The organism is Bacteroides sp. An51A (assembly GCF_002161565.1).
Lineage (GTDB): Bacteria > Bacteroidota > Bacteroidia > Bacteroidales > Bacteroidaceae > Phocaeicola > Phocaeicola intestinalis.
Window position 1 is genome coordinate 124,371 of record NZ_NFIC01000004.1, and the last position, 14,046, is coordinate 138,416.

The window sequence follows — 14,046 nt, forward strand, 5'->3', positions numbered from 1 at the left end:
TGGTTAAATACGAATATTCATATAAAAAAGTATCCTAGGATAAACGACCAAGTATCCTATAATAAATGCTGAAGTATCCTAGGATACTTTGGCAAGTAACCAATGATATTCCCAAAAACAGCCCGGCATATCGTCTTGCACCGATAAACCATACTGCCATCGGCCAACCATTCGCTGCCCAGCTGTTCGGACTAACCCTTTATCTTATGACATTTTCGTACAAACGGACATGGTTCTGCTTGTTGCTCCTGCTATCGTTCGGAAGCGTTGCGGGAAAAGCACAAGACAGCATCCGAACGGGATATGTGGATATCTTTATGGGAGTGGATTTCCACTACCGGGACATTTTTCACAACAAAGTGTATGAAGCACTCATCAACCTGACCCCCAGTGTGAAATGGTATGGACGTAACGGATGGCAGGCTGCCGCCCAAATCTACGTCCCTGTGTATAACGACTATGGAGACTATTACAAACGGGTACGGGTGAATATGGCGGTAATCTCGAAAGAAAATTCATGGAAAGAGAAGTATTTCCTGAAAATAAGCGGCGGATGGTTCGGAAATGAACGCTACGGACTGGACATCAAAACAATGTGCATCCTGAATGATTGGCTGGCACTGGAAGCTCAGTTGGGATGGACAGGCTTTTGTTCGATGGCAGCCGGCTGGCGTGCCAGTACGCCCGAACGATGGACCGCATTGATAGGGGCGGACGCATACCTGAACCGTTATAATACACAGTTCCGCCTTCGGGGAGGACGCTACGTATACAAAGATTATGGCGCACAACTGGAAATCATGCGGCATTTCAAGCATTGCACCGTTGGTATATATGCCGAATATAGCGACCAATGGGAAGAAAATGCCGGATTCAAGGTGGTAATGATGATTCCGCCCTACAAACGAAAATACCGGAAAGTAAACTTCCGACCGACATCCAACTTCCGATTGACCAACAATTTCAATGCAGAACCATACTCCAACCAGATGTACACAACCGACCCGGAAGAGAACGAACGGGAAGGCTGGTTTGACCGTCATGCATTCCAGTGGGGAGTCAACCGAATGACAACGGATTTTTACGACAAGGGAGGAGGCAAACAATGAAAAAATCCCTCATTATCCTCACAATTTCCCTGCTTATCGGAATAATCCGTCTGCAAGCACAAGAATATACAGGCATATCTGGACTAATCCATGTACCATCGGCAGAAATGAACCCGACAGGTACGGCACGTATCGGGACATTTTTCCTCAACAAAGAATTCTTACCGGACGTCATGCAATACACACAAGACGGGGTGCAGCATAAATTCCACAGTTTCAACCATTTCCTGTCCATTGTCCCGTTCAGCTGGATTGAACTCGCCTATACATGTACGCTGCTGAAAGGAATAAAAGACGGGAAACCGAAATATTTCATGAAAGACCGGTATCTCTCTGTCAAAATACGGATATTGAAAGAACGAAAATACATACCGGCAATTGCCATCGGGACAAACGACCCTTATCATATCGTCAGCAACGATTTGCCAAGTTATTACCAGAATTTCTATGCAGCCGCCACGAAACATTTCGACCTGCACGGACACGAATTGGGAGTGCATCTTGCTTACCGGTGGTACAAAGAAACGACAAACAAGAAATGGCAAGGCATCGTAGGGGGCATCACTTACCGGCCAGCCTTTGAAAAGAACCTGAGGGGTATCGTGGAATATACCGGAAACGATATCAATATCGGCGTGGATTATTACCTCTGGAAACTGCTGTTCGTACAAGCCAACTTGCAAAACGGAAAATATTTTTCGGGAGGCATTATGCTACAGATACAACTATAAAAAACCTTTGCTTGCCACGAACCTTATACTTGAAAACGACACAAAAATCAATAATTTGTTTAATTTTTAAAACTTAAAAAATGAGATTTTCTATGAGAAAAGGAGCTTTCATGCTCCTTGCTGCAAGCCTGACATTCGGGATGGCAGCATGTAGTGACGACGATCCGGACTACAGCAATGTAACTCCTCCGACCGTAGCCGTAGCGTCAAACACATTGACGGGAATTATCAGCAACATGGACGGAAGCGCCATTCAAGGAGCTACCGTAACACTGAGCGGAACAAGCACTGCCACTTCTCAAACAGACAGCAACGGTATGTATGTATTCGAAGATGTAAAAGCAGGAAGTTACACCCTGAAAGCTGAAGCTGACGGAAAACAATCCCAAGAAACCAGCCTGACCGTAACGGATACAGGCAAGACGCAAAACCTGACATGGAATACCGTACTTCCGAACGAAGTAAAAACTGAAATCACGGTATCCACAACAGAGTCGACCTCGGGAAATGTAACCACAGAACATCTGACAGGAAATGACCACGCCGCCATCGTAGTAGACGCTGTGGTACCTGCCAATGCGGTAGAAGGGGAGAACGTGACTATCGAAATCACCCCGATATACACAGCCAACAGCGACCTGTTGAGCCGTGCAGAAGAAACCAGCAATACATTACTGACCGGAGCATCCTTGAGTTGTAGTGACAGTAATGCTACCTTAAGCGAACCGATTGAACTGGGATTTACCCTGGATGAAGAACTGGCAGGAGAAGCACAAGCTAAAGAATACGTCAACGGTCAATGGGTAAACATAGACCCCAGCCGTATCAGTGTAGAGAACGGAAAAGTGACAATCGAAGCAACCGAATTTACTTCATACGCCATGTTCCTTGACGTAACAGTTTCGGTTTCAAATTCTTCAGAGCCTATCGTGTTCACGCAAGACACCTGGGATAACCTGTATGGTTCTGCCGACATGACCGTAGGGGACGCTACTTATACCTACCGGATAGGTACAGAAATAACAACCAGCGGAACCAATGTGCTGACCGCCTTGCTGATAGAAAAATTAGCACAAATGTTCGGTGCCGGTTCAACAACCGTGAACGGTTCTTATCCGCTGAACGTAACTTTGCCTATCGGAACATTGCTCACTATCAGTGGTACGCAAGAGATTCAACAAATCTCCGTCAGTGCCCGTAACCGTTCTGTCAGCGGTACACACTATGGTACCGTCACTATAGGAACTTATACGGCAAACCGTCAACATACTGGAGGAAGCAATTAATTATCGAATATCCCCAAAGAACCAGTAATTAAACGGAGTCAGAGGAACTAGGAATTAGGTACAGATACTAGGTAACTAGGAACCAGGTACTAGGAACTAGGTTCTGAATAGTTTGGCAAACATCCACAAAACTATCTAAAACCTAGTCAACTAGTACCTAGTACCTAGTCAACTAAAAAAAATACCTCTACCGTATACCTCGATAACCACCTCCTTACGAGATGACAAAGCCAACATTGTAATCTGCCAATTCTCCCGTACCTGTTCATCACGTGCTTTCACACTACTTTTCTATATGTCATTACGGTGAAAGCTCACGCGGGAGACTATCTGTTGAAGGTCAAGACAATACCTACACAAAATACAACTTTTTTTTCGGTAATCATGTTAAAACTAAAATCTTTGTCCATCGTGGAAAACATGGACACACTAAAAGCATTGCCTAAAGGAAAAGTCCTGATAAACACCATCAATGCCTATTCGTATAACATGGCTCAAAACGACAAACTATTTGCCGAAGCCCTGGAAAACGGAGATGCACTGATACCGGATGGGGCAAGCATTGTAAAGGCTTGCAAATGGCTGAACGCACTGTCAAAACCGACAGAACGGATAGCCGGATGGGACTTGTTTATGATGGAAATGAAAAGGCTGAACGCCCACGGAGGAAAATGTTTCTTCATGGGAAGCAGCGAAAAAGTGCTGGAGTTGATAAAACGGCGATGTGCTACAGACTTCCCGAAAATCGTAGTAGAGACGTTCTCGCCACCTTACAAAGCACGGTTTTCGGAAGAGGACAACCGGAAAATGATAGAAGTGGTGAACAGAGCTAAACCGGACTTGCTATGGATAGGAATGACAGCCCCTAAACAGGAAAAATGGACATATCAGCATTGGAACGAACTGAACATCAACTGCCACACGGGTACCATCGGAGCCGTATTTGATTTCTTCGCCGGAACTGTACACAGGGCACCTCTCGCCTGGCAAAAAAACGGACTGGAATGGCTATACCGGTTATTAAGGGAACCCAAGCGTATGTGGAAACGCTACATCTTAGGAAACATTCAGTTCTTATGGCTAATCAGCAAAGAAAAGTTCACATAAGACACTATCAGGCTAGGTGTTATTCAGTTGACAAGGTACCAGGTACTAGTTGACTAGGTTTTAGATACCATTGACAAAACTATTCAAGACCTCGTCAACTCGTCAACCTGTCAACTCGTCAACTTGTTACCTAAAAAAACTCAAAAACTTAAAAACTCAAAAATATCTACATGAAAAAGAAAGCATTAATCACTGGAATCACCGGGCAAGACGGTTCGTATCTTGCCGAATTTTTGCTGGAAAAAGGATATGACGTGCATGGTACCATCCGCCGTTCCTCTGTGGACTATCGTGAACGTATCGCACATCTGGAAGGACTTCCACATTTCCACCTGCACTATGCCGACCTGGGCGACTCGATGAGTATCTTGCAAGTAATGAAAAAAGTGAAACCCGACGAAGTATACAACCTTGCCGCCCAAAGCCATGTGCAAGTATCATTTGATTCACCAGAATTTACGGCAGACGTAGACGCAACCGGTGTATTGCGTATCTTGGAAGCAGTACGCCAGTGCGACCTGACAAATACATGCCGCATCTACCAGGCATCAACGTCGGAACTGTATGGCAAGGTGGAAGAAGTGCCGCAAAACGAGCATACGCCTTTCCATCCCTACAGCCCGTATGCGGTAGCGAAACTGTACGGCTACTGGATTGTGAAAGAATATCGCGAAGCGTATAATATGTTCTGCTGTTCGGGCATCTTGTTCAACCATGAATCGGAACGACGCGGAGAAACTTTCGTGACACGCAAAATCACCTTAGCTGCCGCACGCATCGCACAAGGCAAACAGGAGAAACTGTATCTGGGAAATCTTTCGAGCCTACGCGACTGGGGATATGCCAAAGACTACGTGGAATGTATGTGGCTGATTCTACAAAACGACAAACCGGAAGACTTTGTCATTGCCACAGGCGTACAGCACAGCGTACGGGAATTCTGCCAGCTTGCTTTCCACCACGTGGGCATCGAGCTGCGTTTCGAAGGCGAAGGGGAAAACGAAAAAGGCATCGATATCCAAACCGGCAAAGTGCTGGTGGAAGTGTCGCCTGACTTCTACCGGCCGACCGATGTAGTGAACCTGTGGGGAGACCCGACCAAGGCAAAGAAGGAACTGGGCTGGAATCCGCAGAAGACTACGTTTGAGGAACTGGTGAAGCTGATGGTGGATGCCGACATGGCAAAGGTAGCCGTGGAACGTGCCGGAGAACGGGTACGAACCAATCTGGAAGAGTATCTGGAGAAGGGAGTCGTTAAGTAATTGACAATTAATAATTAATAATTAACAATTGACAATTGAGAATTTTGTAATATGGAGAAAGATTCGAAGATATACGTGGCAGGACACCGGGGCATGGTGGGCTCTGCCATCGTGCGGGAACTGCAACGGCAAGGATATACGAATATAATCGTGCGTACCCATAAGGAACTGGATCTGACCCGGCAGGAAGCGGTGGAGAAGTTCTTCGCCGAAGAAAAGCCGGAATACGTGTTTCTTGCCGCCGCGAAGGTAGGCGGCATCGTTGCCAACGAATCGGCACTGGCAGACTTCATGTACGAAAACATGATACTGGAAATGAACGTCATCCATTCGGCATGGAAAAACGGATGCAAGAAACTGGAGTTTCTCGGCTCGTCGTGCATCTACCCGCGCATGGCACCGCAGCCTATGACGGAGGATTGCCTGCTGACCGGTCCGCTGGAGAAAACCAACGAGGCGTATGCCTTAGCCAAAATATCGGGACTGAAATATTGCGAATTCCTGAACCGGCAGTACGGTACGGACTACATCAGCGTAATGCCTACCAACCTGTACGGTCCCAATGACAATTACCATCCCGAACACAGCCACGTGCTTCCGGCACTGATCCGCCGCTTTCATGAGGCAAAGGAACAAGGACTGCCCTACGTGACCTGCTGGGGCGACGGAAGCCCCTTGCGCGAGTTCCTTTATGTGAACGACCTTGCCAACCTGTGCGTGTTCCTGATGAACAACTATTCAGGCAACGAAACGGTGAATGCAGGTACCGGCAAAGAACTGACCATCAAGCAGCTCACGGAACTGGTGGCTAAAGTTGTAGGCTATGAAGGCGAGATACACTGGGATAAGACCCGACCCAACGGTACCCCCAGAAAACTGCTCGACGTGTCGAAAGCCTTTGCTTTGGGATGGACCTACAAGACGGAACTGGAAGACGGTATACGCCTCGCCTACGATGATTTTCTGAATAATCCCATGAGGGCAGAACGGTGATATAAAGGTGATGATAACCGCAAGAAAACACCTTTTCCCATCAAGCATCTGACGGTACCCGTCAGGTGCTTTTTTATTTTTCAAACATACACAACCAAAGAGTTTTAATAAAGATTCTATTCACCGGATACATCCTAATAGAATTTCTAACTCGCAATGGACACTCTTGCTTTGGGCTGTATGATTCCCGCTATTAGGGCTCATTAGGGACTTGCACCCGTTAGCTAATACTCATGCCGAGCGTACTACTAAAAAAGGGACATACCCAAAAGCATATCCCTTTTTCTGATATAAAGAAGAAATTATTTATTGTTCTTTCCTTCCAACTGTTCCTTCAATGCTGCCAAAGCATCGATATCACCCAAAGTAGTAGAAGCAGCCTGGTTCTGAATCATCGGAGTTTCTTCTTTCTTAGCTGCACGCTTAGCTTTCTTTTCTGCCTTTTCTTCTGCTTTCTGAGCATCTTCGAAGATACGGCTGTGAGACAAGATAATGCGTTTAGCGTCCTTATTGAATTCGATGACCTTGAACGGAAGCTTTTCATCGAGCTGAGCTTGAGATCCGTCTTCTTTTACCAGGTGTTTCGGAGTTGCGAAACCTTCTACACCGTAAGGCAATGCGATAACGGCACCCTTATCCAGCATTTCGATGATGCGTCCTTCGTGTACCGAACCTACTGTAAATACGGTTTCGAATACATCCCACGGATTTTCTTCCAATTGCTTGTGACCCAAGCTCAGGCGACGGTTTTCCTTGTCGATTTCCAGAACTACTACATCGATGTCTGCACCGATCTGAGTGAATTCTGACGGATGTTTGATTTTCTTCGTCCAAGACAGGTCAGAGATGTGAATCAATCCGTCTACACCTTCTTCGATTTCTACGAATACGCCGAAGTTGGTGAAGTTGCGTACCTTAGCCGTGTGCTTAGAACCTACGGGGTATTTCTCTTCAATCGTTTCCCATGGATCCGGTTTCAGCTGCTTGATACCCAAAGACATCTTGCGTTCGTCGCGGTCGAGTGTCAGGATAACGGCTTCGATTTCATCGCCTACCTTCATGAAGTCCTGAGCCGAACGCAAGTGTTGCGACCAAGACATTTCTGATACGTGAATCAGTCCTTCTACGCCCGGAGCGATTTCAACGAATGCTCCGTAATCAGCCATAACGACAACTTTGCCTTTCACATGGTCGCCTACCTTCAAGTTCGGATCGAGGCTGTCCCATGGATGCGGAGTCAGTTGCTTCAAGCCCAAAGCGATGCGTTTCTTTTCGTCATCGAAGTCGAGGATAACTACATTCAGTTTCTGATCCAACTGAACGACTTCATGCGGATCGCTTACACGGCCCCACGACAAATCGGTGATGTGGATCAAACCGTCTACGCCGCCCAAGTCGATGAATACGCCGTAAGAAGTGATATTCTTGACAGTACCTTCCAGTACCTGGCCTTTTTCGAGCTTGCTGATAATTTCTTTCTTCTGTTGTTCCAGTTCGGCTTCGATAAGCGCCTTGTGCGAAACAACCACATTCTTGAATTCCTGATTGATTTTTACAACCTTGAATTCCATCGTCTTGCCTACGAACACATCGTAGTCGCGGATAGGTTTCACATCAATTTGCGAACCCGGCAAGAATGCTTCGATGCCGAATACGTCTACAATCATACCGCCTTTCGTACGGCACTTGATGTAACCCTTGATAATTTCTTCGTTTTCGAGCGCTGCGTTGACACGGTCCCAAGAGCGTGTAGCACGTGCTTTCTTGTGCGACAAGATCAGCTGGCCTTTCTTGTCTTCCTGGTTTTCGATGTACACTTCTACAGTGTCGCCCACCTTCAGGTCGGGATTGTAGCGGAATTCGCTCAGCGGGATGATACCGTCTGACTTGTAGCCGATGTTCACTACAACCTCACGTTTGTTCATTGCGATTACGGTACCGTCAACCACCTCATGGTCGCCTACCTTGTTCAAGGTGTTGTCATAAGCCTTTTCTTGTTCTTCTTTGCTTATGCTTGATGCTGACTCACCGCTCTCATAAGCATCCCAATTGAAATCTTCAATGGGCTTTACGTCTTTTAAGTTTTCCATTAAGTTTAAATAATTGTTTTGTAAATAACTAATTGTGTTAGACTTTATATTGATCTAAATCGGGTGCAAAGGTATAACAAATTCCTGAAAGTGAAAACTTTTAACCGTTTTTTTAATCCTCCAGCGAATATTCTATTGTCGTAACCACCCGCACTTTCTTTATATAAGGAGTATTGGCATCGCGGTCGCTGATGCTGAACTGTCCCTGACTGGCATGTCTGATCTTGCCCAGTTCGCTTTCTGAATCTTTGGCAAACTTTTCGGCTGCCTCACGGGCATTCTTGGTAGCTTCTTCTATCATGCCCGGCTTGATTTTGTTCAGACTGGTATATTCGTATGACACATTATACCGATAGTCGCCTCCCGTGATGGCAATCCCACGTTTCAGTAATTCTCCCTGTTCGCTGATAAGCTTACGCACCAGGTCCACCTTCATCGAAGTAACGGTGATAACCGAAGTCACATTATAACGGTACGGTGTATCATTATTATTACTATACCGTTCCGCCTTCAGGTCGATGATTTCAGGAGCATTGACACTGATTTCCGTTTCGGCAAGTCCTTTTTCCTTCAGAAATTCCAAAATCGTCTGGTTCGAGCGTTTGATGTCATCATACAATGCTCCCAAGTCATTCCCCAAGCTCTTGTATACCAGAGGCCACGTCACCTTGTCGGCTGGAACCTCCATTTCGGCTAGTCCTTTCACGTTTACACTGCGGTCTTTTTGAGCAAATTCGCTAAATCCGTTTTTAATAAACACTCCCAACAAAAGCATACCTACAGCCAGTATAATGGCTTCCATTCTCCAGTTTTTCATACTCTTTCCTTTTAATTAAACGTTTGGTCTCTATACTGATTAAGAACAGGCAAGATACTAATAAATATGCAATATTCAAGTATCTTGCCTGTTAAATAAAACAATCAGAAGAAGAGAAATGTTCGCCCTACACCTTTACTCCGTACACATTCCGATAAATTTCGTCACGTATCTGCGGATAATATGAGTCTATCTCGTCGGCACCTGCATACATCAAGTAAAGCGGCAACCCTTTTCCTCCTGCCCGATAAGGGGGCTGATAATAATCCTGCATACATAAGTTAAAGCCGCAACGTTGGTAGAAACCGATACGACGCCGGCTCATCTCGTCATCAGGTCTTTCCACTTCCAAGACAATGACACTCCCTGCAAACTGCATCTTCAGTGCCTCCATAACCTGACGCCCATAACCACGGTTACGAATCTGGGGCGAAGTGGCAAGATGCTCGGCGTAATAAAAACCGTCCAGTTTCCATACGGTAATCACACCGATAAGTTCTTCTTTTCCGTTCTCATCCTTATCAGTCAGCAGATAACAATGAAACCGTTCGTTATAGTCCGTGTTCCAGCGTTGCCCCTCATCGTCACGGCGTTCTTCTTCGGGAAAAGACAGATGCAGCAATTTTTCTACAAAAGGGTAATGAGGATGCTGGGTGTTTATACGTGTAAAAACAAGCATAAGATTTTAAGTTTGTGAGTTTATAAGTTTGTGAGTTTATAAGTTTGTGAGTTTATAAGTTTGTGAGTTTTTAAGTTTGTGAGTTTTTAAGTTTGTGAGTTTTTTACATCATGCGCGGTATATCTCTACTATGATGACATCCACAAATACACAATGCCACGAAACGTGTGATTGTCCTCTTTATTCAGTATAAAAACGGATCAGACGTTCGAGTGCCCGTTCGCATACCGGACAGAAACAGGGAGCTTCGTTGATTTTCATCCGGCACTCAGTGGTAGAACGGTAAATGCCTTTTTTCGTATATCCGGCACCTTCGTAAACACCTACCTTGGTATAAATCTTTGCCGGATCGGTTTCCACCGGTGTAGGCACCGGAATACCTTCAGGCACCAGGTCTTTCCATTTGCTTCCGAAATCGACCAAGGTCGTGATATTAGGCTCCCACGGTTCTACCTCATAGGGATAAAGCGGACTGGGAGCCTCATCGTAGGCATACTCATCGGCAAGCCCTCCAAAACTATGCCCGAACTCATGCACCACCACGGGCTTGAACATAGCGTGATGAGCCGTCGTAAGCAAATAGGCGTTATAGATACCTCCGCCTCCATAGGTATCGGTATTGGCTAATATAATAATGTGTTCGTAAGGGATGCCGGCAAGCCAGTTATGCATTGCCTTCACCGAACGGGTCGTCAAGTAGCGGTCGGAATAAAAAGTATCGAAGTGCGAACTGACTGCCGTATTCTTCCACTCGTTCTTCCGAGGAATGCTGACCCCACTATCTTGTGAAACCGATTCTACCGCGACAACATTGAATTTATGTTTCAGCCGCTTGAATGGCTCGTGAGAAAAAATAGCCTCGCAAGCGTCTTGCGCATCCTTATAAAAAAGCTCCATCTCATCCGATGTATAGCCTTCGGCAAGGATAGCGATATCGATACACGCATCCGAAGCTCCATTCTGAAGCAAATAACGGTGTGGCGTGATTTGAGAAGTACCTCTCTGGTGGATAAGAATGTCTTCCGGATTGACTTCATGCTTCAGCACGGCACAAGGCTGATGCCGGACATCCTTCAGACGGACGGTCACAATAGCCGGATATTTAGGATATGGCAACAAGAAGGTATTCTCAAAACCACGTGTAAGCAGCTGTGCCTCTTTCTCACCCAGCCATTCCTGAAACAAACTGGAAAAGGAAGTACGGTAAATCACTTTGCCACTCGCCTTGTCAACCATCGTGATATCTCCATTCCCTTCCAAGGGAAGACGATCGAGCGCATGTCTCCTCCCCGCCCATCCGGGAAGCGAAACCAATTCATCAAGGCTGATGACCTGCTTGCTGGCATCTCCATTGAACAAATAATCAACACGAAGTGTTTTGTCGATGAAATAGTCATCGAAACTTTGGGCCTCTGCTCCATTCCACCAAAAGAGCAAAGCCAAGAGTGTAAACATAATTCTTTTTCTCATGACGCATCTGTTTTTAGTACGCAAAGATAAGACTATCTGGCAAATTCATGCTAAAAACTTGAGAAAAGTTAGTCACATATAGGCATTTGAAAGAAAAATCATTATATTTGTATCAAACTAAAATAAAATAAATGGGACATCATCAATTAGACAAATTAGACGAACAGATTCTGCGATTAATAGCAGATAATGCACGTATTCCGTTTTTAGAGGTCGCCCGAGCTTGCAATGTATCGGGTGCAGCCATTCATCAGCGCATTCAAAAGCTGACCAATCTAGGTATCCTGAAAGGTTCCGAGTTTATTATAGATCCAGAAAAAATAGGTTACGAAACATGTGCCTATATCGGTCTGTATCTGAAAGACCCTGAACAATTCGATTCAGTAACGGAAGCGTTGAAACTCATTCCCGAAGTTGTGGAATGCCACTTTACAACCGGACAATATGATTTGTTTATTAAGATTTATGCAAAAAACAACCACCATCTCCTTAACATCATCCATGACAAGCTACAGCCTTTAGGGCTTTCGCGCTCGGAAACCATCATCTCGTTCCGCGAAGCCATCAAACGGCAAATGCCTATCCAGGATCTGGTAGAAGAAGAATAAAATGAAAAATGAAGAATGAAGAATTCTCCTCCGCAGGTATTCTTCATTCTTCATTTATCTTTGATTTCCTCAAAATCAATGTATTCCCCCTCATCGCTATCAAAAACCTTCTTACGGCGCCGGGAATCCTTATCCGAATATTGCGATTCGTCATCACGATGTGTATCTTCTGCATAGGTCGTACGTTGCCGATAAGTGTCTTCGGCGGTACCGCTCCGTGTCATCTTACGTCCAAATCCGAATATCGTGCGGACAATTTTAGACAATAATACCAGCCCGATAATCAAGATTACCAGAACGAAGAAAAACAAAAATCCTAAAATATGAAACATAAGCTATTGGCTTTTGGTTTGTTTTTATCGTACAACAACCGTGCCACCGATTGTCTCTTTATGATTTTTTACGGAAAAGCAAAGACAAGATAACATACCAGATGATAACAGCTGCAAAACCACTCCACTGGAAAATCAAGAATAAAGGTATGCAGCCAATCAAAAAGATATAACTCACCTTATTATGTTGCCATGACAAATCTTTAAACTTAAGTGAAAACATCGGCAATTCAGCTACCAGCAGAAGTGACATTACCACAACCAGTACAAACAAATACACGGCATTAAAATGAGGCGAAGTAAGAAAGGCATGCTCGCCTGTCACCAGCGAACCCCAGAACAAAGCATTGGCAGGAGTAGGCATACCGATAAACGAACTGGCCTGGCGTGTATCAATATTGAATTTAGCCAAACGTAGCCCCGAGAATACAGCAACCAGAAATGCCGTATAAGGCAATACCGGACGCAGGCTCTGGATAAAATCGGGATAATGCACCTCCTGAAACAAGGCAAAAGCAATAGCTGCAGGCGCCAGACCGAAAGTAATATCATCGGCCAGCGAATCCAATTCTTTACCGATAGGAGACGAAACATGCAGTAAACGTGCCACCATACCATCGAAAAAGTCAAAAGCCGCACCGATGATAATGAAAACAAACGCCCATACATAATTGCCCTGAAAAGCCATGCATGAGGCAATGCAACCCGAAAACAAGTTGCAACAAGTCAGTGTATTCGGAATGTTCCGAATCATTGCATTGGCCATTTCTGTTCCTCCTTCCTTTAATTCTTTATTTCAGTTTGGCGATAACCGTCTGATTACCGACCGTTTTCTGCCCCATCCGCACACAGATTTCTGTACCTAAAGGCAAATAGACATCCACCCGGGAACCAAACTTGATGAATCCCATATGCTCGTCTATATAACATTCTTCTCCCACTTCAGCATACGTAACGATACGTCGCGCCACAGCTCCTGCTATCTGGCGTGCCATGACCGTATGTCCTTCAGGTGTTTCAATCACAATGGTCGAGCGTTCGTTTTCGGTACTTGCCTTCGGGAGCCATGCTTTCATAAACCGTCCTTTCTGATGGGAAACATGCTTCACGGTTCCATCTACAGGATACCAGTTGGCATGTACATTAGTGATACTCATAAAAATAGAAACCATCAGCCGGCGGTCGTGAAAATATTCATGCTCGTCCACCTCTTCTACCACCACCACCTTTCCATCGGCAGGTGCAACGACAATTTTCTCCGTATCCTTATTGAAAAGACGTATCGGACAACGGAAAAAGTTGACCATCATCGAATACAAAAAAAGACTGGCTAAAGCCACGATATAAAAAGGCCATTTACACTCCAGCCCCCAATAAAGAGCTATATTTATAATAAGGAGTATGATGGCAGCGCTCACCAAGATATGGGTTCCTTCCTGATGCAGCCTAATCTTCTTTATCTTTTTTCTTATCTTATTCATACTTGAAACAATGGGTCACACTTTTATTTATCGTGCAAAAATAAAGTTAATTTATCTACCCTGCAAATAAACAACGTTCAG

At 45.1% G+C, this 14,046-nt stretch carries 14 protein-coding genes; 7 read left to right on the forward strand and 7 right to left on the reverse strand.

Features of this window, described 5'->3' with window-relative positions; genetic code table 11:
• Nucleotides 1–206: 206 nt before the first annotated feature.
• From B5G04_RS08855 to B5G04_RS08880, 6 genes are all read left to right on the forward strand, one after another.
• The gene (locus B5G04_RS08855; RefSeq protein WP_087397088.1) at nt 207–1,109 is read left to right on the forward strand and encodes a hypothetical protein; all 903 of its coding nucleotides are present in this window, start codon (nt 207–209) and stop codon (nt 1,107–1,109) included.
• Nucleotides 1,106–1,840: a YjbH domain-containing protein gene (locus B5G04_RS08860; RefSeq protein WP_087396878.1), complete on the forward strand. Its 735-nt coding sequence runs from the start codon at nt 1,106–1,108 to the stop codon at nt 1,838–1,840. The genes B5G04_RS08855 and B5G04_RS08860 overlap by 4 nt, the downstream gene beginning before the upstream one ends.
• Nucleotides 1,841–1,932: 92 nt before the next feature.
• Complete coding sequence (locus B5G04_RS08865; protein WP_239414065.1) at nt 1,933–3,126, forward strand: carboxypeptidase-like regulatory domain-containing protein; 1,194 nt, start codon at nt 1,933–1,935, stop codon at nt 3,124–3,126.
• Between the two features lie 384 nt (nt 3,127–3,510).
• Nucleotides 3,511–4,233 carry a WecB/TagA/CpsF family glycosyltransferase gene (locus B5G04_RS08870; protein ID WP_087396882.1) on the forward strand — a complete coding sequence of 241 codons (723 nt, stop codon included), beginning with the start codon at nt 3,511–3,513 and terminating at the stop codon, nt 4,231–4,233.
• 170 nt (nt 4,234–4,403) lie between these two features.
• Entirely contained in the window at nt 4,404–5,495 is a 1,092-nt protein-coding gene (gene gmd, locus B5G04_RS08875; protein WP_087396884.1) for a GDP-mannose 4,6-dehydratase, read from the forward strand.
• A 51-nt stretch (nt 5,496–5,546) separates the two neighbouring features.
• Nucleotides 5,547–6,488 (forward strand): GDP-L-fucose synthase, encoded by a 942-nt coding sequence (locus tag B5G04_RS08880; protein WP_087396886.1) that lies wholly within the window; start codon nt 5,547–5,549, stop codon nt 6,486–6,488.
• Between the two features lie 302 nt (nt 6,489–6,790).
• Here B5G04_RS08880 and rpsA read toward each other — a convergent pair whose 3' ends face one another.
• The 4 genes from rpsA to B5G04_RS08900 form a co-directional block, all read right to left on the reverse strand.
• Nucleotides 6,791–8,578 carry a 30S ribosomal protein S1 gene (gene rpsA, locus B5G04_RS08885; protein WP_022041340.1) on the reverse strand — a complete coding sequence of 596 codons (1,788 nt, stop codon included), beginning with the start codon at nt 8,576–8,578 and terminating at the stop codon, nt 6,791–6,793.
• Nucleotides 8,579–8,690: 112 nt separating this feature from the next.
• A complete protein-coding gene (locus B5G04_RS08890; RefSeq protein ID WP_022041339.1) occupies nt 8,691–9,395 on the reverse strand; it encodes an SIMPL domain-containing protein in 705 nt (234 codons plus the stop codon).
• Between the two features lie 127 nt (nt 9,396–9,522).
• Nucleotides 9,523–10,074 (reverse strand): GNAT family N-acetyltransferase, encoded by a 552-nt coding sequence (locus B5G04_RS08895; protein ID WP_087247506.1) that lies wholly within the window; start codon nt 10,072–10,074, stop codon nt 9,523–9,525.
• A gap of 180 nt (nt 10,075–10,254) precedes the next feature.
• The gene (locus tag B5G04_RS08900; RefSeq protein ID WP_087396888.1) at nt 10,255–11,544 is read right to left on the reverse strand and encodes a M64 family metallopeptidase; all 1,290 of its coding nucleotides are present in this window, start codon (nt 11,542–11,544) and stop codon (nt 10,255–10,257) included.
• Nucleotides 11,545–11,675: 131 nt separating this feature from the next.
• On the opposite strand from B5G04_RS08900, the gene B5G04_RS08905 reads away from it, so the two are divergent.
• On the forward strand, nt 11,676–12,152 hold the full coding sequence (locus tag B5G04_RS08905) for an Lrp/AsnC ligand binding domain-containing protein (protein ID WP_022041336.1): 477 nt from the start codon (nt 11,676–11,678) through the stop codon (nt 12,150–12,152).
• Between the two features lie 50 nt (nt 12,153–12,202).
• Here B5G04_RS08905 and B5G04_RS08910 read toward each other — a convergent pair whose 3' ends face one another.
• From B5G04_RS08910 to B5G04_RS08920, 3 genes are read right to left on the reverse strand one after another with little or no spacing between them, the layout of a single operon-like run.
• Nucleotides 12,203–12,484, reverse strand: coding sequence for a DUF4834 family protein (locus tag B5G04_RS08910; protein ID WP_087396890.1), 282 nt, complete (start codon nt 12,482–12,484; stop codon nt 12,203–12,205).
• Between the two features lie 58 nt (nt 12,485–12,542).
• Nucleotides 12,543–13,250: a CDP-diacylglycerol--serine O-phosphatidyltransferase gene (gene pssA, locus B5G04_RS08915; protein ID WP_087247504.1), complete on the reverse strand. Its 708-nt coding sequence runs from the start codon at nt 13,248–13,250 to the stop codon at nt 12,543–12,545.
• A 25-nt stretch (nt 13,251–13,275) separates the two neighbouring features.
• Nucleotides 13,276–13,965, reverse strand: a complete 690-nt coding sequence (locus B5G04_RS08920; RefSeq protein ID WP_022041333.1) for a phosphatidylserine decarboxylase family protein — start codon at nt 13,963–13,965, stop codon at nt 13,276–13,278.
• Nucleotides 13,966–14,046 lie beyond the last annotated feature (81 nt).